Genomic DNA, 21,851 nt, shown 5'->3' with positions numbered 1-21,851 from the left:
GTGAACCAGGTTCAACTCGCCTGGAGCCAGATCCGGCCTCAGCTGGGACAGCTGCTGATCGCAGTGGCGACGATCGCGCTTGGTGTCGCTCTCGCCGCGGCCATCCTTCTCTCGAACGCGTCTCTCGTTCGGAGTTTCGAAGAGTCGCTCGACGTACTGGCGGGGGAGGCCGACCTGCAGGTCACGGGGCTCTCGGGCGGCGTCGTGGACGAAACGCTCGTCGAGACCGTTCGTGCGGTTCCCGGCGTGGACGTGGCGGCGGCCCTGCTGGTCGGAACCGCGTACGTCGATGCCGAGGAGCCGATGTCGGTGCGGATCATCGGTGTCGACATGCTCGACGAATCGTCCGTCGAAATCTATCGCGCTCGCGCGCAGGTTGCCGGGATGCACGACCCGCTGATCTTCCTGAACCAGCCGGACTCCGTGCTCTTCACAGCGTCGCTTGCCGAAGAACTTGGCGCTGAGGTGGGAGACCGGATCCCGGTGGAGTTGCCCGTCGGGCGTCGCACGTGGACGCTTCGTGGTCTTCTCGACGAGGATGCCGTTGCGCAGGCTTTCGGCGGTCGATTGGTCGTGATGGATCTCTTTGGCGCGCAGCGGTCGCTGGGAGCCGAGGGCGGCGCGTCGCAGATCGACGTGAGGATTGATCCCACGGAGAAGGCGACCGACGTGGGTGCTCGACTGCGAGGTGCCCTGCCCGAGCACCTCTCGGTGGAACTCCTGGTCGATCGGCGCGAGGATCTGGCGGAGTCGCTCACCGCATTCCATCTCGTCATCGACCTGATCGGTGGGATGGGTCTCCTTCTCGCGATCCTTGTGACGGGAAACCGGCTCTCGACCGTCTACCAGGAGCGGCTGTGGGAGATGGGCGTGATGCGCTCCCTCGGGACCTCGCGGGCCAAGCTCGTTCGGGATCTCCTCTTCGAAGCGTTTCTCATCTCCCTCCTGGCCGTCGCGGTCGGGTTGCCGTTAGGCTACCTCTTCGCCCAGATCATCGTGGCGCCGGTCGCCGACACGATGTCCTTGAATTTCAAACAGGCAGTTGCCGCCCCGTGGGTGCCGCTGCGGCCGTTGCCGCTCTTCCTGGCCGGACTCGCCGGGGTGCTCAGCGCGCTGGTCGCGGCGTTGGTTCCGGCGGTGCAGGCGGTGCGCCGAAGCGTCATCACCGTGCTCACCAAGGGCCGCAGGCGAGACCCGGAACAGGATTCCAAAATGAAGCGATACGCGCGGATAGCGTTGCCGCTCGTCGCCGTGCTCGTGTGGCTCCTGCATTCTCTGTTGCCCCAAGCGGTCGTGGTGGGCGCGGCGATGCTTCTGATCGGCGCTACCGGTGCGCTTCTGCTGTCGCCCCTGCTTCGTTTGGTGGCAAAGCCCATCGGGCTCTTGTTCGGTGTTGCGGCTCACATCGGCGTCGAGGACCAGAGCCGGGTGCCGAGTCGGGCGCTTGGCGCGGCGGGCGTCTTGATGGTCGGCATTGCGATCCCTATCTGGATGGCGGGCGTGAGCGAGAGCTTTCAGGAGTACGTGGTCGACGCGGTCATGCGGATCCGGCGCGGAGACCTGGTGGTCGAGTCCCGATTCGAGCTCGGAGCCACGGGGGCGGGCCGGCCCGTGGTTTCCGAACAGGTGATCGACCTCATCAAGGACACTCCCGGCGTCGCGGACGTGGGGGCGGCGGTTCTCTCGAAGAGCACGACGCCGGAGATGGGGATCCTCGGATTGGACCCCGTGCGGCTGCGACGACCGGAGTTCGGCAACTGGGCGCTCGAGCCCGGCGCGGTGTCCGGCGCGTTGGAGCGCGTCGCGCGGGGCGAAGCCGTCCTCGTCGACACGAACCTACAGTCCAACTACGGCGTCGAAGTCGGACAGCCGTTCCGTGTGACGACGCCCGCCGGCCTCTTGGAGCTCCCCGTTGCAGGCGTGCTTCGTACGGTTCCGATCGTGGCCAGTGGCGATCTGATTCTGAGCCGCGAGGTCTATCGTCGCGAGTGGAAGGACGAGACGATCACCCGCGCCTTCGTTCTGGTCGAGCCGGGACAGGACATCGAGGCGGTACGGCGGCGGATCGCGGACCGGCTCGAGGGCCGGTATCGACTCGACGTGAAACCCATGAAGGATCTCTCGGAGTGGTTCGCCGCGGCGGTGCGTGCGGGCTTCGGTTTCGTACGGGTGCTCGCAGCTCTGACGCTGGTGGTCGTGTTGTTCGGGTGCGGTGATGCGCTCGCGGCGAACGTGTTGGAGCGGACGCGGGAGCTGGGTTCGATGCGGGCGCTGGGGATGTCGCGGGCCCAGATCCGACAGATGGTGCTCGCGCAGGCGTTCGCGATCGGTGTCACGGGCTCTGGGTTGGCCATCCTGGTGGGACTTTCGATGGGCGTGGCGTTCACCGAAGGGTTGATCCCAGTCGTTCTCGGGTGGGAGCTCGAGTTTCATCCGACGATCGGTGTCGCGTTGCTCGGGGGGCTTCTGGGTACGACGGCGTGCGTGCTCGGCGCCGCGATCCCGGCCGAGCGGGCGGCTCGGCTCTCGCCGGCGGCCGCTCTTCGCTACGACTGAGACGGGTGCCACGTGGGAGGCGCGAAGTGCGTGCGTTCTCGTTGCGTAAAAACGTCATCCAGCACCGCGGGCACCCAGGGCTGGGTGTCGAGAGTCGCGATCTCGGATCGGGCGAAGTAGCGGATCTCGAGCGTTTCGTCGCCGTCGGGGCGTTCCTCGCCGCCGATCTTCTCGCCCTCGAAGACGATCATCGTGAACGTGACGAGGTCGCCGTTGGAGTACCGCGTGTTGAACTCCGGTCCGCCGTAGATCCCAAGCACGCGGGTTAGTTCGACGTGCAGCCCCGTCTCTTCCCACATCTCGCGAACGGCCGCATCGCTCGGGCGCTCCTCCGGCTCGATCGCTCCGCCCGCCGTCGTCCAGCGCAGGACGTCCCCGTGGCGCACGAGAAGCACCCGATCCTGCTCGTCGAAGGTGAGGATGGCGGTCGTGGGGATCAGCAGCATCTCATGCCCGATCCGGGCACGAAGCCGTTTCATGTAGTCGGACATGGGCATGGGGATTCCTCCTTGTTAGGGGTTCCGACGCTTGCACGAAGGCGTCGTTGCGGCCAACGGGTCGGAAGTTGCGCGACGGGGGCCAATTCGGGGAGACTCCGGCTCGATGAGAACCGTCAGCCGCCGCCAGTTCGGCCAGCTCCTCTTCCTCGGTTTGGCGTCGTCGCCCGGATGTGTGGATCGAACGCGCTACTCCGAAGAAGACGCCGCCGGCCTCGATGCACAACGGGAGGCGGAGCGGATCGCCTCGGGGAAGGGCCCGTTCGGCGTGCAGCGGTACGACGGGTACCGGGGCCTGGCGGAACTGCCGTGGTTCGAGGTGGATGGGCGCGGCCGGTTGCGGCTCGTGGACGACACCGTACCGCGCGCTATCGATCTCCACGCGCATCTCGGGATGTCGCTCCTCTTCGCTCCCGACATCGATCTCCAGGCGCGGACCGAGCGGGTTGAGCATCTGCTCGATTGTGATGGCAGCGATCCGGGCTGCGATCTGGATCTCGACGTCTACATCAACAGCAACTTCGGTGCGGACGATTTGAGCGCGCTGCGGTACGACGCGGTGGCGCGGTTGCTCTGGGGGAGCGCGGCGTCCGAGACGCAGACGCTGCCGAACCTGGTCGCCGAGATGGATGATGTCGGTGTCGAGAAGGCTGCGATCCTACCGATCGCGTTCGGGCTTCCATTCGGCGACGATCTCGCGGACCGCTGGCTGGATGCCATCGATGCGTCGGGTTCCCAGGAACGGTTCATTCGCGGGGCGTCCGTCCATCTCGGGGACGACGAGTGGCGGGAGAAGCTACGACGCCAGGCCGCTCGGGGCGCGCGGATGGTCAAGCTGCATCCGGCTGGCCAGCGCTACTTCCCCGACGATCCGAAGGCGATGGAGATCTACGAAGAGTGTGGCCGGCTCGGGCTTGTCGTGTTCCTCCACGGGGGGCGGGCGGGGATCGAGCCAGGTTATGCACACCAGTTCACGATGATGCGTGGCTACGAGCCGATGCTCGCAGAGCATCCGAACGTGAACTTCGTGCTGGGTCATGCGGGTGCGCGCGACGTCGAGGATGCGATGGTGCTCGGTCGGCGTTACCCGAACGCGTGGCTCGGGATCCACGGGCAGGGCGTCACGGTGCTCGACCGGCTGACGCGTGAGGTTGGCCCGGATCGCCTTCTCTTCGGAACGGACTGGCCCTTCTATCACCTGGGAGCGACGCTCGCGAAGGTCCTGATCATTACGGAGAAGCGTCCGGAGGTGCGTCACGCGATTCTGCGGGGGAACGCGGAGCGGCTGCTTTTTTCGGCTTAGGCGCGGGTTTGGGTTTGGCCTTCGGCGATTCCTTGAGCTTCCCCGCTTCGTCGCGCAGGCGCACTGTCGCGCGCAGGACGAAGTCGTCGAAGTGCATGATGCCGGCGTTTTCCGCCTCCAGGGATCGCGCGAGTTCTCGGACCACTTCGCGTTGCTTGTCCGAGGTTGCAAGGAGGTTGATGGCGGCGTCTCGATGGGACGACTCGCGCAACTCAGTGACCTCCATCGCGATCAGCTGGAGCTCCATCACTTCTTCGGCCATGCGGTGCAGCTTCTCCGCCTTCTCGACCCGATAGCGGTAGACGGGTTGGTCCGCGCTCGCCGCGAGGGCGGGGTCGATGAGGTCTCTGCGTTGGTCGGCGATCATTTTGCGGTGCTCGGGCCGGGTGCCGGATCGGCTACGGCTCGCGAGGACCGGGTTCGCTGCCCACTCTGCGTAGTACTTGGCCATCAGGGGCCCGGCGTCGGGTCCGTAGTACGAGCGGGCGTAGTCTTCGAGTAGTTCATTCGGGTCGATTGAAACGTCGTAGAAGGAACGGCCGGCGAGGTAGGCGTTCAGGCTCTCTCGCCACCAGAAGCCATCGGGGTAGAGCAGGTTCATGAAGCCGTCCGCTCCCAAGCCCAGGAGGAACTTCCGGTCGCCGAGCATTTGCTTGGTGTATGGTGCGGACATCCACGGGCCGGCGAAGTTATCGCTGTAGTACTGGTAGATGGTGAGGCGGCCGTCGTAGGCCCGAGCCCAGCTCTTGAGCTTTCCGTGCAGATAGCGCTGCACGTCGTAGCCCGTTGTGGGGTTTCGGCCCCAGAAGGCGATCTCGACGCGGAGCCGATCGTGTGGCTTGGCCGTCTTGGGGAGGGCAGAGCTGTTCTTGTATCCGCCGAGTGTCTCGACCGTGACGTGGGGCGCGGTCTCCTCGAGTCGCTCCACGACGGCGTTGATCAGGTTGATCATGTTGTCGGTCGGCGAGGCCTCGGAACACGCAGGGCACTCGCAGAATCGGCCGTCATCCAATCCGTAGAGCGGCAGTACGTCGATCTCGGGCCGCGCCTGGATGAAGGCATCGATGTTGTCCACGAAGTGCTTCTGCGCGCCTTCGTTGCTCCAGCAGAATTGATTCCCGTAGTGGCTGTGCCCGACGCGTTCGCCGTTGCGCATCCCAAACCACTCGGGATGCTCCGCGAACGTCTTCGGGTCGTTGGGGAAGAACACCGCGAAGTTGTGCCCGCCGATCTGACGCATCATGCCGCGCTCGTCCGCGGCCTTTAGCGCGATGTAGAAAGGGTGGTCGGGCTCCAACTCCGATGAAGAGGAGGCTAAGGTGTTGTACCGGGACTTCATCGCCCAATCGACCTGGGCTCGAAGCGCTTCCGGGCTCGTCTTCGGATCCTCTCCGCCGCGCTGTCGCCACTCGAACCAATTCAAGGTGCGGATCTTCATGGGGGAAGCGACCGACCAGGACTCGGCAGGGAGCGAGACGATGTCGCTCTTAGGAATGACCTCGCTGTCTCTGGGGTCGAGGTCTGGGTGGACCCAGCGCCAGCCGAGTCGTTCGAGCAGGTCGTAGGCCGCGTAGACCGCGCCCCGCTCGTTGTCGGCGCCGATGACGATACGCGCGGGCGCGCCTTCGGTCTCGCCTCGTAGCGTAATCGCGTATCCGTCGTGTCCGTCCGCGGCGGGCGGCAACATCGCCGTGTCGTTCGCGGAGAGGTTCTCTCGCAGGCCGATCACGATCTCCGGGCCGTCGCCCGAAGGCTCGCGCCGTCCGATGCTGACTCCCGATATCTTCTCGATGTAGTCGCGCAGCTCCTTCGCGGCGAAGGTGACCGGCGTCGACTCCTTCGAGCGGTTCACCAGGTGCCAGGGGGTCTTGCCTTTCGCGACCAAGGTCACCGTCGCAGCGGCCGGTGCGATCGGCGCCGCGGGCTCGTCGGCTGCGGTCGCCTGCGACGCGAGGAGTGCGCATGCGAGCGTCATGAGCGTGGCTCGCACGGCAAGGGTGGAGCCTGTGAACCGTAGTCGCGGCAAGAGTGCGGGCACCATTGGGAGGAATCGATTGTCTACAGGTCTGCGGGGCCGCGCACCACCGTCGAATGAAAGGGTTGGCGCAACGGAGAGTCCATTGGAATTCGTACCCACCCGTTCGAGTGGAGAATTTTATGAAGCATCTGCGTGCAAAACGTCGGTTCGTCGTCTGCGTAACGACGTTCGTGCTGGTCGTCCTCGCGGTTCTTTCCGGGGAACTCGCACTTCGCTTGGGGTTTCCCTCGACGACGAGCCATCAGCGATGGGTAACGGGCGCGGGAGGAAGCGGGCCGAAATTGCTGATTCTCGGTGACTCGTTCTTCTCGCGACTCCCGGCGCACGAGGACATCCACGATCACCTTTTGGAGCAGGTGAGAGAATGGGGCATTCAGATCCTGAACCCGTCCCGCCCGGGCATCGGCCCCCATGGCTATCTTGAGCTCTTCGTCGAGGCCGCGCAGGATTTCCGGCCCGATGTCATTCTGGTCTCTCACTACGTCGGGAACGATCTGCTGGATCTCGGATGTACCCGGGAGATCGATCAGGTGATGCGGGAGGCGACACTGTCGCCTCTTGGGCGAGACCTGTGGCGCACCAGCTTCCTTCTGCTGTACCTCGAAGACCTCGCCCGTCGGTACGCGATGCGAAGCCCGGACTTCGATTGGTCGGCGCTCGAAGCGCGCGGAATTCCGGTGGAAGACATCGGGCGCGCAAAGCGTTTCGAAGTGAACCCGTGGGTGCTCGGACTCGGTGAGAGCCGGCCGTCGTACTACAGAGAGACGCTGCTCGTGGATTCGGACTGCGCGCAGAGGGCGTGGGCCAATACGATCGTTGTGCTCGATGAAATCCTGCTGCGGGCCCACGCCCTCGGCGCGGTCGTCGTCCCGGTGGTGTTCCCGCATACGCTTCAGGTGAACGAACTTCATCACGCTCTCTACGCGAGTTGGCAGCTCGAGGTGGACGAGTCGATGTTGCAGGCCCGGAGGCCGCAAGAGCTCTTGCGCGAGTACTACGCTTCCCGCGGGATCACGATGCTCGACCTTCTTCCCCCGTTCAAGGCGGCGGCGGAGCGGTTATACTGGGACACGGACGAGCACCTCGCACCGGCTGGGCAGGCGCTGGCCGCTCGCGAGATCGCGGTATTCCTCGCGTCGCGCCCCGAACTCGTCGCTCCCTGATTGCTGGGCTGCTCTGAGTTCGCGGGCGTACTCACCGGGCAGCATGCTGCCTGTTTTCGCCTTGGAGACGTCGAGGTTTCCAATGTCAAACGTTTCGTAGTCCACGAACTCGTCGTGGGGAGAGAGGAGCGGATGCGTCTCGCCGACACCCTGGCCCGCCTGGATGCGGTCGTACCAGTCCTTTCCGGTCGGACGCGACCTGGCCGTCGATGCGTCCGATCTGGTCGAACGTCCCGCAGGTCGCCTCGAAGGTGGGAGCGCGTGGGAGTGTGAGGGCCTCGACCGCTGGAGCGGTCAGCCAGATGTACTCGTCGGACTCCACGCCGTTCTTTAGAAGCCGATGCGCGACGATCACGTCGCTGCCCGACCGCCTCGTGAATCGTCCGCGCTCGCTCGGAACGCGGGCCTCGCCGACCGGGTACTTCTTGATCTTCTGGTGCGCCAGCTCGGGTTCATCCGAGACCTGGGTCGGGCCGACAAGGTGGGGCAGAGTCGGGTGATCGTGCGCTTGCCGGCCTGACGCGTGTTGCTCTCGTGGGCCCGTCTGGCTAGGCGTCGCATCATGAACCGCTTCGTTGCCGTGCTCACCGTCGTGGCCGCCCTGGGCCTCGGCGGGCCCGTTCACGCCGAGATGACGATGGAAGAAGTGCACTCCGCGTTCCGGACATTCTTCGCAGAGCAGCAGCTGTGCGCCGATGAGATGGAGCACTCGCTCGCCGGGATCGAAGAGGCCCTGCCGACGTGCATGCTCGGAGCCACGGCCTCGTGTGAGCGGATGGATGAGTTCCTCGCGCGGTATTCGGAGGAGGGGCTGCGGTGCTCGACCGAGGGCGAGAGGATGAAGCAGAAGATGGAGCGGGCGCCCGTCCTCGAGGGCGCGATGCCGGCTGATCTCCAGGCCGCGCAGGTCGAGCTGCGATCTCGGTGGGCGGTCCTGATTCCGCGGTATCAGGCGGCCATGCAGAGGGTGAAAAGAATCGATAGGTAGGAGCCGGAGCGGCCCCCAGGCCGGTTTCTGGCATCTGATCCTTTGACAGAGCATACTGGCCCTCATGTCGTTCAATCCACCGATGATTTTGAGGGTGAAGGGTCCTGCCGCGCAGGTTCGGGTGAACCGGACGTTCACCGACGAGTTCGGGTTCGAGAGCGGGGAGCTGGGTGGGAAGCCTCTCCTCGACTGGATCCACCCAGACGACTGCCGTCAGTTGAAGTCGGCCGTCGATGCGGGAGAGGGCTGTGCTGTTGCCCGGCATCGCACGAGATCTGGTGAATGGATTTCATTTCGTTGGGAGGTGCGGACCGAGGCCGACTCTGTCGCGATCCTCGGTCTTCCGGCACGGGCATCCGACACGGTCACCCAGCCGTCGCCCGACGACGTGCAGCCGCGCACTACGATCGGCGAGACTCTCGAAGCGATGGTGCACATCGTCGAGGGGCAGAACCCCGGCATGCGATGTTCCATCCTTCTCGTGGATGCCCGCCAGGAACACGTCAGCGTCGGCGCGGGCCCGAGTCTCCCTGCCGCGTACAACGACGCGGTCGAAGGCCTCCGGATCGGTCCCACGGTCGGTTCCTGCGGCACGGCGGCGTTCTGGAACGTTCCGGTCGTCGTCGAGAACATCGGAACAGACCCCCTGTGGAAGGACCTTCGTGGCGCTGCGGCGATCGCCGGGGTTTCGGCGTGCTGGTCGCAGCCCGTTACCGCGGCCAGTGGCACCGTACTCGGCGCGATGGCCCTGTACAGCGTGACCCCGAGGGTGCCGACGCAGGCGCAGATGGACGGCCTCGAGATCGCGGCACGGATGGTTGGTCTCGCCGTCGAACGCGACCGCCTCGAAGAGCAGCTGAGCCAAGCGGCGAAGATGGAGGCTGTCGGCATCCTCGCCGGAGGCATCGCACACGACTTCAACAACTTGCTGGCGGTCATTCTAGGCAACGCAGAGCTGGCCCTGGCGAAGCTCCCGCCGCAACTGGCGGGCACGGAGATGCTGAAGGAGATCGCGAGCGCGACTGTCAGCGCAACCGACCTCTGCAGTCAGTTGCTCGCGTACGCAGGCCGGGGTTCGGTGTCGAGAGAGCCGCTCGAGTGCAACAGCTTGGTCAGGGAGCTCGGTGGCTTGCTGCAGGTCGCGTTGTCGAAGAAGGCGACGCTGGTCTACCAGTTGGACGCGACGCGCCAGGGCGTAATGGCGGACCGGAGCCAGCTTCGGCAGGTGATCATGAACCTGATCACGAATGCCTCGGAGGCGCTGGGAAACGACACCGGGCGGATCGTCATCTCCACGGAAACCCAGCGCTGCACGGAGCGGGACCTCCAGCTCCGTTACCCGGGCCTGAGTCTGGTGGCGGGGGAGTACGTCTGCCTGGTCGTGCGCGATACAGGCTCGGGAATGAACTCCGCGACGAGAGCCAAGGTCTTCGATCCATTCTTCTCGACGAAGGCGAACGGTCGTGGCCTCGGTCTTTCGGCGGTTCAGGGCATCGTGCGGCAACACAAGGGTGCGATCCGTGTCGAGAGCGAAGAGGGGCGGGGGACGAGTTTCGAGGTTCTCCTGCCGAGCGCGGCCCCGCCCGCGGCGGAGGACGCGCCGGCGGACGAGGGGGCTCCCGGTGGGCGCCACGCGCATATCCTAGTCGTGGATGACGAGCCCAGCGTGCGCGAGGTTCTGGCGAGCATCTTGGAAGGTTCGGGCTACACCGTCACCCTGGCGTCTGATGGGATGAAGGCGCTCGACATCTTCCGTCGAGAGCCCGATTCGGTCGACTGCGTTCTACTCGACCTCAGTATGCCGAAACTCGATGGCGAAGAGGTCTTCCACGAACTCCGCAAGATCCGCAGCGACGTTCGGGTCGTTCTGGCGAGCGGCTTCGCGGAGCAGGAGATCGTCGACCGCTTTCGTGGCGCCGGTCTCGCCGGTGTCATCCAGAAGCCGTGCCCGATCGACAAGCTCCTAGAGAAGATCGGGGATGCGATAGGGGAGAAGGCACCGGAGTCGATGGCGTGCAGCACCGTAGGCTGAGCCTCGGCCGGTGGAGTTCGCGGAGCCGGGGCATCATAGTCGGGACGGGATGACGCCTGGCTATGGGCATGATTCGGGGTCGCGGTGGACGGGGTGGCGACTCTTCCATAGAGGAGGACGAGCCGCTCTGCCGCTGCGCGAGATCGGCCGATGACCTGCCCTTCCTGCACGCAGTGTGCGCCGGGCTGCAGACGAACTAGAAGGTCTGCAATGAGTGAGGTGCTCCGCCTTGTGGGGCGCCATCGCCGCCCCCTCCGACCGAGTCCATCGGCGCCCGCGAGGTCGTGTCGATCCTGTTCGCGGGCCTAGTCGGGTCGAGCGGGCTGCATGAGCGGCTCGACCCAGAGTCGGCTCGCCGCTTCATGGAGAGCTACTACGCGGCCGCTCGCGAGGCGGTTCAGAGTCACGGTGGCATGGTCACTCAGTTCCTAGGCAACGGTGTGAAGGCGGTCTTCGGAGTCCCGCGCGTCGCCGAGAACGATGCGATCCGTGCGGCGCGAGCACGAGCTCCTGAACGAGGGTCTCGTCGTCGCTCGGCGGATTGGCGACAGTCGCATCGAAGCCGGCGTGTTTTGTATGCTCGCGGACCGAGAGCTCTTCCTCGGCAACCTGGGCCGGGCGCGGGAGCATTGCGAACACGTGATGACGTTCGTCGATCACGATCCTCAGCACATGTACGAGGTGGACTGAACGGAGAAGGGGGCCGTCGTGGTCTACCTTCCGGGAGCGCCCAACCCTTGGTCGGGGTCCGTGGTGTACGTGACTCCGGATCGGGTTGTGCGTCTGGGCATGTCCATGTCCGAGGCAGTCAAGAACATCAGGACGCAGGGCCGGGGCTCGGAGCAGGTGCAGTCGAAATTGGCGACCGATCTGATGTCGGCGCTGGCCCGGCGACTTTTCTAGGGGCTGCCGTCCCGGGGGAAGTAAAAAATGGCCAGACCTGGATTTGAACCAGGGACACGCAAATTTTCAGTCTGCTGCTCTACCAACTGAGCTACCTGGCCAGGTGCCCAAGACGATCGAAGAAGTCGAGATAACGGGCGGGTTCCGTTGAGTCAACGCTTAGTGTTTCTCGCGTGATTCACCGGCCCGGGGCGTGGCGCTCGATCCAGTCGAGCATGTTGGCCTCGAGCTTCACGCCGTCGAGGGCGTTGATCTCCTGGACGCCGGTCGGGCTCGTGACGTTCACCTCGGTCAGGTAATCGCCGATCACGTCGAGGCCTACGAACACGAGGCCGTCCTCCTTCAGCTTCGGGGCCACCGCGGCGCAGATTTCGCGGTCGCGCTCGGTGAGGGGGGACTTTGCGGCCGAGCCGCCGACGTGGAAGTTGGAGCGGGTTTCCGCTTCGCCCGGGACCCGCAGTACGCCGCCCAGCGGCTCGCCGTCGATGAGGATGATGCGTTTGTCGCCCTGGCGCACCTCGGGGAGGTAACGCTGTGCCATGACGCGGGTTCGTCCGGTGTCGGTGGACGCCTCGAGGATCGCGTTCACGTTCCGGTCGCCGGACTTCACGTGGAAGATGCCCGTGCCGCCGCAGCCATCGAGAGGCTTTACGATCATCTCGCCGCCGAGGTCGACCAGGAACTCCTTCAGCAATTCCATGTCGGCGCTGACGAGGTTCTCGGGGATCACGTCGGGGAAGTGCAGGGCGTAGAGCTTCTCGTTTGCGTCGCGCAGGCCGCGCGGGTCGTTGAGCACGAGCACCTTGCCGGAGTCCGCCATCGACGCGACGTGCGTGTCGAAGAAGAACTCCATGTCGAAGGGCGGGTCCTTACGGAGGAGCACCACGTCGAGCTCTTCGAGAGCGGCGGGTCGTTCTTCACCGAGCGTGAAGTGATCGCCGACCTTGCGACGCACCGACACCTCGCGCACCTTCGCCTCGGGCGTGCCGTTGCGAATCGAGAGGCTCTCTGGGCGGATGTACAGGCACTCGTGGTTTCGGGCGCCGGCCTCCTCGAGGAAGACGAACGTCGTGTCCCTTTCGGTGTCGATCCCGTCCAGCGGGTCCATCACGAAACCGATGCGAAGCTTGGGGCTGCTCATGTCGGCGTATCTCCGCTTTCCGGGTTGGGCATGTCACGCGGGCGGGCGACTACGGTTCCCGCGAGGTAGTCGTGGAGGGCGCGTCTCGGAGTGAAGGCCGCGAGGATGAATCCGAACCCGAGGGGAAGCGCGGAGAACAGGTACCCGACGAAGCGCATGAGGCTCTGAAGGGGATCGGGCGGCTGGCCATCGGCCCGCACGACGTGGAGGTCCATGAGGCCCTTGCCGACGGTTTGGCCGGTGCTGGCGGTGAGGAACACGAAGTAGCTCGCGACCAGGGCGATCCGGCCGATGGCTGTCAGTTGTTCCGTGATCACATCGTCGTACAGCTCGGTGGTGCCACTCACGGCTTCGGCCGCGCGAATGCCGATCCAGGCGATCGTCGGCAGGGTGGCCGAGGCGAGAGTGAGGATCATCGCGTCGACCACGAGAGCCCATGCGCGTGACACGAACGCCGGTGACGACACCGGCCCGCGGGTGCGCGCCCGGACCCGCCTGCGACGGCGGCGCGGAGCGGGCTCCGGTTTCTCGGCCGTGGGCGGGGGGGCAGCGACGCGGTCGCCGTCTCGCAGGTCCAGCGGATCGCTGAGCACGAAACCCTCGGTCTCGTCCGGCTTCTCGAGTGTATCGTCTTCCGCGCCTGGCGGGCGATCCTCTCGCAAGGACGCACCGCACGACCCGCACGTGAGTTGGTGCGGGTGCACCGGCTGGCCACACTCGTTGCAGCGGCTCATGAGGTGGTCATTCCAGATGGTCGGGGCCAACGCCAGTCGGCGCTCATGGCCGCCTCGTGCCCGCGATCGCGAGCGCGGCCGCGGCGGCCGTTTCGAACCGAAGAATGCGTGGTCCGAGGGTTCGGGCGTGTGCGCCGTCGCGGCACAGCGCTTGGACCTCCTCGGTGGTGAATCCGCCCTCCGGGCCGACGAAGAGAACGAGCGGTTGCTGGTCCCCGGTCTCCCCGTCCCACTGTCGTTCGCCGTTGGGCGAGAGGACGACCCGGTGCGACGGCTTAGGGAGATGGGCCCGCACGTCGTCAAGGCCGATCTCGGCGCTGATCTCCGGCGGCTGGGTGCGTCCGCACTGTTCGCACGCAGCCCGTGCGATCCGGTGCCAGCGCTGCCGCCGTGAATCGGTGAGCTTCCCGATCTGCGTCCGTGCCGTGCGTAGGGGAACGATGTGCGTGGCGCCGAGCTCGGTCGCCTTTTCCACTACCGAGTCGAAACGCGAGAAATCGGCGAGGCCGACGGCGAGGATCAGCGGCCGGCCGGGATCGACCGCGCCGAGGTGAACCGACTCGCCGAGCCGAAGTTTCGCCCCGCGCTTCCCGAGGGTCTCGATGGTCGCGAGGCGGACCTCTCCGGGCCCGACGATCGCTTCGAGACCATCGCCCGGGCCGAGGCGTAACGCGCGCAGGTGTCGCACGCCGTCCGCATCGACCGTGGCCCGATCGGTGTCGTCGCTCGACACGTCGACAAACAGGCGCGGCATCTCACACCTCCGGTGCCGCCGGCGCTTGCGCGACCAACGTGACCCACGTCGACAGACAGCGCCGCCGTCGAATCCGCAGGCCCGCGCCCCGAAGCGCCTTGCGCACGTCCTTCTCCTGACTATCGAGAAGTCCGGACACGATCAGCTTCCCGCCGGGCGTGAGTCGCGCGGCCAACGCCGGTGCGAGTTCGGCGAGGAGGTTCGCGAACAGGTTGGCGACGATCAGGTCGTAACGTCCGCGTCGCGATTGCAGCGAGGCCCCGGTCGCAATGGGACCGAGCCCGTTCGTCTTCGCGGCGTCGATCGTCGCCTCGATTGCGATCGGATCGTTGTCGACCGCGGCGACGCGGCGGACGCCGAACGCCCGCATCGCGAGCGCGAGAACGCCGGAGCCGCATCCGACGTCGAGACCTCTCTTCGGCGGAGTCTTCGCACAGGCCTGCTCGACTTCCAGAAGACAACCGCGCGTCGTGGGATGATGGCCCGTTCCGAACGCCTGGCCCGGGTCGACGCGCAGGATGTGTTTCCCCTCGTCTTCGACGTCGTGCCAGCTCGGTGCGATGACGAGGTACTTTCCGACCGTGATCGGCGGGAAATGGGCTCGCCATGCGTTTCCGTAGTCGCCGGTTTCGAACGGCTCCACGTTCGCGCGTTTCGGGTCGAGCTTGGCGAAGTGTGTCTGTACGCCTTCGAGTGCGGTACGCAGCTGCTTTTCGAGACGACGGCGAGGGACGTCGGGCGGGAAGTAGGCCTCGATGCGCGTCGTGCGGGCGACCCGTGTCGAGGTCTTCTTCTTCCTTCGGAAATCCGTTTGGCCGGTCACCACTCCCGGGGCACCGAGCTCGATGCAGAGCGCGGCGATCGCATCGGTTGCCTCGAGCGGAACGGGGAGCCGGAGCCGGGTCCATTTCTGCTTGCGAGCCGCCACGAGAGGCAGCGTAGCGCCCGACATCCGGCCTGGCGACCGCGCCCGGTTGGGATATAAGGGCGCCATGCCGGGCAAGCTCGCTGACTTCTTGCGCATCGGGCACCGCGGCTCCTGCGCCGAGTATCCCGAGAACACCCTCGTGTCCTTCCGTCGGGCCCTGGAGCAGGGCGCGCAGATGATCGAGTGCGATCTGCAGCTCACCGCGGACGGCCACGTCGCCGTGATTCACGACTGGACGCTCGAGCGCACGAGCGACGGGGAGGGCGCCGTCCGGGAGACGTCCCTGGCGGACCTCCAAAAACTCGATGCGGGCTCCTGGAAAGACCCTCGGTTCGCCGGTGAGCGGATTCCGACCCTCGATGAGACCCTAGACACGGTCCTTCCCGGCGGGCGCCTGAACCTCGAGCTCAAATGCCGGGGGTCCGAGGAGGATGCCCGTCGCCTGGCGCTCTCTGCCGTTGCCGCGGTCTCGCAACGCGATGCTTTCGACCGGGTGATCTTCTCCTCCTTTGATGCCACCAGCCTCGAGGCCCTGCGGGACGTCTCGTCCGAGGCGAGGATCGGGGTCCTGTGGATTTTCGACCCGTTCGACGACGCTTTTGCCCTGGCGGACCGCCTCGGGGCCGGAGCGCTCCATCCGCGGGCCGAGGCGGTGGACGTCGGGGTCGTAGAGGCGGCTCGGGAGAGGGGCCTCGCCGTGAACGCCTGGACGGTCAACGAACCGGCCGCGATGCTCGATCTGGTCCGGACCGGCGTGGATGGGATCATCAGCGACTACCCGGGGCGTCTGCTCGAGGTCCGGGCCCGACTGCTGGGCGGCGAAGGCTGAGAATCCCCAGTCTTGACGCGGCTCCCTCCATCCCCGAACATCCTGGGTTCGCGGAAATCCGCCGGAGGGGGGTGAGGAAGTCTATGCCTGGAGTACGAGTCAAAGAGAACGAACCAATTGAAAGCGCCATCCGACGCTTCAAGAAGCAGTGCGAAAAGGCCGGCATCCTCTCAGAGCTTCGCAAACGCGAGCACTATGAGAAGCCGAGCGTGAAGCGAAAGAAGAAGGCCCTGGCCGCCCGCAAGCGCAGCTTGCGCCGCGCCGCGCGCAGCACCGGCTAAGTCACCCTTTCCTACAGGGCGCCGACGAATCCTCGTCGGCGCCCCGTAGCGATCTTCCCTCTCTCGTCGCTACATGCGAAGGGAGACCGTGCCTGAGATTCCGCAGCCCGTCCTCGATGAGATCAAACATCGAGTCGACATTGCGAACCTGGTCTCGGAGCACCTGAGCCTCAAGCGCAGTGGTCGGGGCTTCGCCGGTCTGTGCCCGTTTCACGAAGAGAAGACGCCGTCCTTCTACGTGAACCCGGACCGCGGTTCGTTCCACTGCTTTGGGTGCAACGCGGGAGGGAACGCGTTTACGTTCCTCATGCGCATGACGGGGCAGACGTTTCCCGAGGTCGTGCGCGAACTCGCGGAGAAAGCTGGCGTTGCAATCCCCGAGTCGCGCTCCGCGCACGGGCAGGATCGTCTCGCCGAAGTGAATCAACTCGCGGCGGAGCTGTTCCAGGTCGTGTTGCACGAGAGCAAGCGCGGCGAGCGCGCGAAGAAGTACCTCGCGGACCGCGGCATCAGCGAGGAGACGTCGCGGCGTTTCGGTCTCGGCTTCGCTCCCGGTGACGGGTGGGTCGAGAAGCTCCGCGGGCGCGACGTGAGCACGCCGGACCTGAAGCGCCTTGGTCTGCTTAGCGAAGGCCGCACCGGGCCGTACCCCATGTTTCGCGATCGGCTCATGTTCCCGATCCAGGATCTCTCCGGGCGCGTCATAGCATTCGGCGGGCGGGCGATCGGGGAGACCAAGGGCCCGAAGTACCTGAACTCCCCCGAGTCGCCGCTCTACCGCAAGGGGCACCACCTCTATGGGATGGCGCTCGCACGCGACGAGGTTCGGAATCGCGGGCAGGTGATGCTCGTCGAGGGATACATGGATGCGATCGCGCTCTCGCAGGCAGGGATGACGAACGCGGTCGCGGTGCTCGGAACGGCTCTCACGACGGATCAGCTCCGGCTGGCGCGCCGTTTCGCCTCGGAAATCGTGGTTTGCTTCGACGGCGACGAAGCCGGCCGTCGCGCGGCTCTCCGCGCGTTTCCGCTTTGCGTCGACGAGATCGACCTGTGGCCGAAGGCGGTGTTCCTCCCCGCGGGTGAAGATCCAGACAGTGTGGTGCAGGGCGGCGGAACCGAAGCGATGGAGACGCTTGTTGCGAATGGCCAGTCGCTCATCGACTTCTTCCTGGACGACCTCGTCGGTCCCGATGCAGGCGTCGGCGAGACGGCGCGCGCGGCGAGCACGATGGCCGGCGTTCTCTCGCGTGTGAAGGATCCCATCGTGCGCGACAAGCTCGTGCGCGGTGCGGCTGGGCGGCTGGGCGTCTCCGACGGCGCGCTGCTCGCGGCCGCGCGGCAGGCGCACGCGGAGAAAAGGCGCGGCACGTCGCCGAGGGACTCCGCGCCGCAGCATGGCGCCCCGCGACGCACGGGCCAGGTTCGCTTCAGTTCTGACGCCGAGATGGTCGAACTCATCGTGTGCGACGAGGGGGTCGCGCAGCGCGTTCGCACCGAGGGGGCGGTCGAGCTGATCGAGGAGCCCGTTCTGAAAGCGATCGCGACGCGCGTGCTCGAACGGCGCGAGACCGATGAGTACTTCGAACCGCTCGAGCTGCTGCCCGATCTTCCGTCCGCGATGGCGGAGCGTGTACGCCTGCGCCTCGACGAGGGGGCGATTGGTGACGTGGCCGCGCGGGCCGCCGACGAATGGTTCGCAGCGCACGTGCAACGCGCGGCCCGGGGAGACCGCAAGTCGACCATCGCACGCCTGCGCGCGGCCGAGCACCGGGGCGACGAAGAGGGGGTGAAGGCCGCTCTCGAAGCGCTCCGCAGCGGTGTCGCGCTGCCGCGGGATGTCGCACCGGAGCCGGCAGTCGCATCGGCGCCGGCAGTCGCACCGGAGCCGGCACCGGAGGAAGAGGGGCCGGCTCGGGTGGACGCGCTCCCTCCTGGGCTGACCGAGTTATCCGTGGAAGACGGCGAGCCCGATTTCGACGAGGACGGGGACTGGGTTCCGGACGGATCCTAGGGGTTCCCGTCGCCCGGATTGTAACCGCCCGCCTGACCTCGTATCGGATTTGGAGCACTCGGCCCCGGCACTGCCAGGGAGCGAGGGCCCGTAGCTCAGTTGGTTAGAGCGGCCGGCTCATAACCGGTTGGTCCCAGGTTCGAGCCCTGGCGGGCCCATTGGAAAATGGCGGGGTTAGCGGGGGGACTCGCTAACCCCGAGCCGTTCACGGCGGCCGACACGGCGGCGTTCGTCGGTGGTACCTTCGATGGGTCGCCTGGATCTTTGGCGGGGACGGGAGCCTCTGCTGATTTCGGCCGGCGGCGGGAGTCCGCATCGTCTCCTTGGTTGGGGTGGTGCTCTCCCGTTCCGGTTTGGATCCTTGCTGGGGCGTCTCCGGCTCCCGGGAGCGGGTGTCTTTGATTCGCAGTCGGCGTCGAGGCTGCTATCCGAGTCGATGGTTCGCACTCCGTTCCCCCGGAGGGCATGAGAATGAAGCGGGACTGACCACCGTGGCACGACCTGCTTGCCTGCCCGACGGACTGCACTGCGCTCACGTCCAACGATGGGGGTCTGCATTGCGCGGTCTGCGGCACGACATACGCTCACAACGGCTCTGTCGTGCACTTCCTGTCCGGCGAGAGCGGTCCGCGCGGCGAGTTGGTGGGGATCGACGGGTCGACAATGGTGCGCGGGTATCGCGAACCGAATCCGCTGGTCACGGCAATTCCGAAGGTGGTCTCGTCTGAGTACTACCCCGGCGACGGGTGGCGGAAAGCCAAGGCATCTGTTTCGGACGGAGCCACGCCCTACGTCGTCATCGGGAGCGGGACGTCGCGGTACTTCGGGTCGGCCGCCGTCTTATGCTGAATCCGTGGCTCGAGCGACGACGAGGCTGACGTATCGCAGGACGTGGTTCCGAGTGAGAAGTGATGATGCCCGAGGGCGGGGGTGAGCCGGGCGGGGACCCCCGGTCCCGAACGCAGCCGCGGCGCTCGTGATCGCGATGGGGAGGCTATCTAATCTCGGCGAATTCTTTAATCGTCACTTTTGTGGTGGTTCATTTGCGGTTTCGTCGGGGGGGATTTTCGGTGGTTCGTCTTGATCTTCGGCGCTCCCGGGAGGGCGCCGCGATCGTGTCGCTTGCGCCGCGTGGCGCGCTCGGGTTCGGTTCGCGGATTACGGAGGAGTTCTCGACATGAGCCTGATCGAAATTACGAAGCCCCGTCCCCACACGAGCGTCATCACGATGAACCGCCCCGAGCGGATGAACTCGATGTCGTTCGAATTGATGGTCCCGCTGCACGAGGCCTTCGTGCAGGTCGGGAAGGACAACGACACCACGTGCGTGATTCTGACCGGGACCGGAAAGGGCTTCTGTTCGGGTGCGGACACGCGCGACCTGGAGCCGCCGCCGGACATCGACGGTCTGACTCTCACTCGCATCGCGACGAAGGCGATGTCCGTACTCGCGGATCTGGTTCCGGCGATGCAGCGGATGCAGCAACCGGTGATCTGCGCGATCAACGGAGCCGCAGTCGGAGGCGGGTTCTGCCTGACGCTGGGCGCCGACGTACGGATCGCGGGTGAGTCGGCTTACTTTCGCGCCGCCGGCATCAACAATGGTCTCACGGCGACCGAGCTGGGGCTCAGCTTCCTGCTGCCTCGTGCGATCGGTTCCTCCCGTGCGTTCGAGATCATGCTGTCGGGCCGGGATGTGACCGCACAGGAGGCCACTGAGATGGGACTCGTGTCGCGCGTCGTTCCCGACGACGGGCTGCTGGATGCCGCGCTCGACCTGGCCGACCAGATCAACGGCTGGAGCCCGCAGGGCGTCGCGCTTACCAAGCGCATGATGTGGGCAGGCCTCGAGACCGGAAGTCTGCGGGCCGCCGTCGAACTCGAGAGTCACACGCAGCTCTTCGTTCGGATGACGACGAAGAACTTCGAGGAGGCGACCCGGGCGCGCAAAGAAGGCCGGCCGCCGAAGTTCGAGGACTGAGCCGGGCAGGGTCCGATCGGCAGGAGGAAGGGACGTTCGGGCGCGAAACCGGGGCGAGAGCACCTCGTTTTCGCGGCAAACCGAGCCATGTGGGCACAAACCCATCTTGCGCAGGCTAAACCGAGTGGTAAGTTGCTAAGTTGCGCGGCCTGGGAGGCACTATTTGGACGAATCGGTGATCGATACTCTGGTGAATTTGCAGGAAATCGATCGGAGAAACCGCGAGCGGAGCATCCAGATCGAGGACCTCCAAAAGACGGCCGCCGACCTCGAGGCCGAACGCACCGCCAAGCTGGTCGAAGTCGAAGCGATTCGGGCAGACTCCGACTCCACCGGCGTCCAGCGACGCGAGTTGGAAGCCGTCCTCCAAGAAGAGGAGCGTCGCTTGACAGAACGTCGGATGCGCCTCACCCGGATCCGCAACGACAAGGAACTCGAGGCGGCCCAGCGTGAGATCGACGGTCTGAAGGAGCTGAGCTCCCGGCACGAGGAAGAGCTCTATACCGTCCTTGAGCAGACCGAATCGGTCGAGGGTGGGCTGAAGGCGATCGAAGAAGAGCTTCAGGCGATCGTCGACCGCGCCCAGGCGCACGCCGACGAGACCAAGGGCCTGATCGGCACTCTCAACAAGGAAATCGCGTCCGAGGAGGCTGAGCGAGAGCGCATCGCAGCGCTGCTGAAGCCCAACGTTCGCAGGCGCTATGAGACCGTCTTCTCGCGCCGAGCGGGTCTCGCGGTCGTCGAGATGGTTCGCGACATCTGTATCGGTTGCAACATGTCGATCCCGCCGCAGATGGCCAACGACATCCGCAAGGGCAACAGCCTCATCGATTGCCCGAGCTGTCAGCGGATTTTGTTCTGGCGCATCGACAGCGACGAAGCCTCCGTCGGCTGAGCCCGCCCGCCTGAGCGTCGGCTGAGCCAGCCCGCCTGAGCGTCGCCTGAGCCAGCCCGCCTGAGCCCGCCCGCCTGAGCATCGGCTAGGTTCGCCGCCGCCCCTGCAACTCGGCTGGCCCGAGGCGGGCTCACCGCTGAGACGCGGGCTGAGCCGCACGATCGGGGCGCGGTCGTGCCTCCCGCGCCCAGCAATGATCCAGGTCCGGACTGAGCAGCGCCGCCCCGACTTCGAAGACGAAACAACGACTAACCAACGTCCCTCCCGGGGCGGCCCGGCCGAAATCAGTCGAACCTCCCGTGCCCGCCGAAGAGGGAGGGCCTGCCCCGTCGCCTGAGACCCCCAAACCTTGACTCCGGGTCCCGTCATCGCGAAATCTTCAGTCGTCGGAGGGAGTCGGGCGGTCGATCGGGTTGGCTTCGGCTGATCCGGTAGGAAAGTCCGGACTCCAAAGGGTAGGGACGGCCGCTAACGGCGGCTCCAGGTGACTGGGGGAAAGTGCCACAGAAAACGAGACGTCCGGTCGGTTCGTTCGATCGGTCACGGTGAAAAGGTGAGGTAAGAGCTCACCGGCCGCGCGCGAGAGCCGCGGCGCTCGGCAAACCCCGTCCGGTGCAAGGCGAAACTGGGAGGAGGGCGACCCGCCCATATCTCCCGGGTACTGCCGCAACGAGCGTGTGAGCAATCATGCGCCCAGATGAATGACCGTCGCCCGGTGGCTCTGCCATCGGGGACAGAATCCGGCTTACAGACTCCCTCCGACACCTGGTACCGGATGATTCAGATGGACAGGGAATTCCCCCCACGCGTGCGG

General features: G+C 65.9%; 19 protein-coding genes, 2 tRNA genes, 1 other RNA gene and 1 pseudogene. 15 read left to right on the top strand and 8 right to left on the bottom strand.

The features are described from left to right. Entirely contained in the window at window positions 1–2,556 is a 2,556-nt protein-coding gene (locus P8R42_17560) for an ABC transporter permease (protein ID MDG2306417.1), read from the top strand. Here P8R42_17560 and P8R42_17555 read toward each other — a convergent pair. Then, window positions 2,547–3,053 carry an NUDIX domain-containing protein gene (locus P8R42_17555; GenBank protein ID MDG2306416.1) on the bottom strand — a complete coding sequence of 169 codons (507 nt, stop codon included), beginning with the start codon at window positions 3,051–3,053 and terminating at the stop codon, window positions 2,547–2,549. The genes P8R42_17560 and P8R42_17555 overlap by 10 nt on opposite strands. Window positions 3,054–3,159: 106 nt before the next feature. On the opposite strand from P8R42_17555, the gene P8R42_17550 reads away from it, so the two are divergent. Continuing rightward, window positions 3,160–4,356, top strand: a complete 1,197-nt coding sequence (locus P8R42_17550) for an amidohydrolase family protein (protein ID MDG2306415.1) — start codon at window positions 3,160–3,162, stop codon at window positions 4,354–4,356. Here P8R42_17550 and P8R42_17545 read toward each other — a convergent pair. Beyond that, a complete protein-coding gene (locus P8R42_17545) occupies window positions 4,283–6,394 on the bottom strand; it encodes a DUF4838 domain-containing protein (protein MDG2306414.1) in 2,112 nt (703 codons plus the stop codon). The two genes, P8R42_17550 and P8R42_17545, sit on opposite strands and share 74 nt — an antisense overlap. Window positions 6,395–6,513: 119 nt before the next feature. Here P8R42_17545 and P8R42_17540 point away from each other — a divergent pair, with 119 nt between their 5' ends. Continuing rightward, a complete protein-coding gene (locus P8R42_17540) occupies window positions 6,514–7,557 on the top strand; it encodes a hypothetical protein (GenBank protein ID MDG2306413.1) in 1,044 nt (347 codons plus the stop codon). 18 nt (window positions 7,558–7,575) lie between these two features. Here the strand turns inward: P8R42_17540 and P8R42_17535 are convergent. Beyond that, window positions 7,576–7,773, bottom strand: a pseudogene (locus P8R42_17535) (DUF3604 domain-containing protein). 124 nt (window positions 7,774–7,897) lie between these two features. Here P8R42_17535 and P8R42_17530 point away from each other — a divergent pair. The 4 genes from P8R42_17530 (at window position 7,898) to P8R42_17515 (ending at window position 11,267) form a co-directional block, all read left to right on the top strand. Continuing rightward, entirely contained in the window at window positions 7,898–8,077 is a 180-nt protein-coding gene (locus tag P8R42_17530) for a hypothetical protein (protein MDG2306412.1), read from the top strand. A gap of 42 nt (window positions 8,078–8,119) precedes the next feature. Next, window positions 8,120–8,545, top strand: a complete 426-nt coding sequence (locus P8R42_17525) for a hypothetical protein (protein MDG2306411.1) — start codon at window positions 8,120–8,122, stop codon at window positions 8,543–8,545. A 94-nt stretch (window positions 8,546–8,639) separates the two neighbouring features. Next, entirely contained in the window at window positions 8,640–10,577 is a 1,938-nt protein-coding gene (locus tag P8R42_17520; GenBank protein ID MDG2306410.1) for a response regulator, read from the top strand. A gap of 489 nt (window positions 10,578–11,066) precedes the next feature. Further along, window positions 11,067–11,267: a hypothetical protein gene (locus tag P8R42_17515; protein ID MDG2306409.1), complete on the top strand. Its 201-nt coding sequence runs from the start codon at window positions 11,067–11,069 to the stop codon at window positions 11,265–11,267. A gap of 241 nt (window positions 11,268–11,508) precedes the next feature. Here P8R42_17515 and P8R42_17510 read toward each other — a convergent pair. From P8R42_17510 to P8R42_17490, 5 genes are all read right to left on the bottom strand, one after another. After that, window positions 11,509–11,581 (bottom strand) — tRNA-Phe (locus P8R42_17510). Between the two features lie 77 nt (window positions 11,582–11,658). Beyond that, window positions 11,659–12,621: a glutathione synthase gene (gshB, locus tag P8R42_17505; protein MDG2306408.1), complete on the bottom strand. Its 963-nt coding sequence runs from the start codon at window positions 12,619–12,621 to the stop codon at window positions 11,659–11,661. After that, window positions 12,618–13,355, bottom strand: a complete 738-nt coding sequence (locus P8R42_17500) for an RDD family protein (GenBank protein ID MDG2306407.1) — start codon at window positions 13,353–13,355, stop codon at window positions 12,618–12,620. The genes gshB and P8R42_17500 overlap by 4 nt, the downstream gene beginning before the upstream one ends. Before the next feature lie 43 nt (window positions 13,356–13,398). Further along, the gene (locus tag P8R42_17495) at window positions 13,399–14,109 is read right to left on the bottom strand and encodes an RsmE family RNA methyltransferase (protein MDG2306406.1); all 711 of its coding nucleotides are present in this window, start codon (window positions 14,107–14,109) and stop codon (window positions 13,399–13,401) included. A gap of 1 nt (window position 14,110) precedes the next feature. After that, window positions 14,111–15,037, bottom strand: a complete 927-nt coding sequence (locus P8R42_17490; protein ID MDG2306405.1) for a 50S ribosomal protein L11 methyltransferase — start codon at window positions 15,035–15,037, stop codon at window positions 14,111–14,113. A gap of 64 nt (window positions 15,038–15,101) precedes the next feature. Between P8R42_17490 and P8R42_17485 the strand changes: the two genes are divergently transcribed. From P8R42_17485 to rnpB, 8 genes are all read left to right on the top strand, one after another. Next, entirely contained in the window at window positions 15,102–15,866 is a 765-nt protein-coding gene (locus P8R42_17485; GenBank protein MDG2306404.1) for a glycerophosphodiester phosphodiesterase family protein, read from the top strand. Window positions 15,867–15,949: 83 nt separating this feature from the next. Continuing rightward, window positions 15,950–16,147: a 30S ribosomal protein S21 gene (gene rpsU, locus P8R42_17480; GenBank protein ID MDG2306403.1), complete on the top strand. Its 198-nt coding sequence runs from the start codon at window positions 15,950–15,952 to the stop codon at window positions 16,145–16,147. A gap of 88 nt (window positions 16,148–16,235) precedes the next feature. Further along, the gene (dnaG, locus tag P8R42_17475) at window positions 16,236–18,161 is read left to right on the top strand and encodes a DNA primase (protein ID MDG2306402.1); all 1,926 of its coding nucleotides are present in this window, start codon (window positions 16,236–16,238) and stop codon (window positions 18,159–18,161) included. An 84-nt stretch (window positions 18,162–18,245) separates the two neighbouring features. Then, window positions 18,246–18,319, top strand: a tRNA-Ile gene (locus P8R42_17470). Between the two features lie 442 nt (window positions 18,320–18,761). Then, entirely contained in the window at window positions 18,762–19,010 is a 249-nt protein-coding gene (locus tag P8R42_17465) for a hypothetical protein (GenBank protein ID MDG2306401.1), read from the top strand. A 328-nt stretch (window positions 19,011–19,338) separates the two neighbouring features. Continuing rightward, entirely contained in the window at window positions 19,339–20,142 is an 804-nt protein-coding gene (locus P8R42_17460; protein MDG2306400.1) for an enoyl-CoA hydratase, read from the top strand. Window positions 20,143–20,317: 175 nt separating this feature from the next. Next, a complete protein-coding gene (locus P8R42_17455; GenBank protein ID MDG2306399.1) occupies window positions 20,318–21,037 on the top strand; it encodes a C4-type zinc ribbon domain-containing protein in 720 nt (239 codons plus the stop codon). 388 nt (window positions 21,038–21,425) lie between these two features. Further along, window positions 21,426–21,801: RNase P RNA component class A (rnpB, locus tag P8R42_17450), an RNA gene on the top strand. Window positions 21,802–21,851 lie beyond the last annotated feature (50 nt).

The organism is Candidatus Binatia bacterium, assembly GCA_029243485.1.
Classification (GTDB): Bacteria; Desulfobacterota; Binatia; order UBA12015; family UBA12015; genus VGTG01.
The sequence above is the reverse complement of the archived record's forward strand: the minus strand, read 5'-3'. Positions and strand labels throughout refer to the sequence as shown.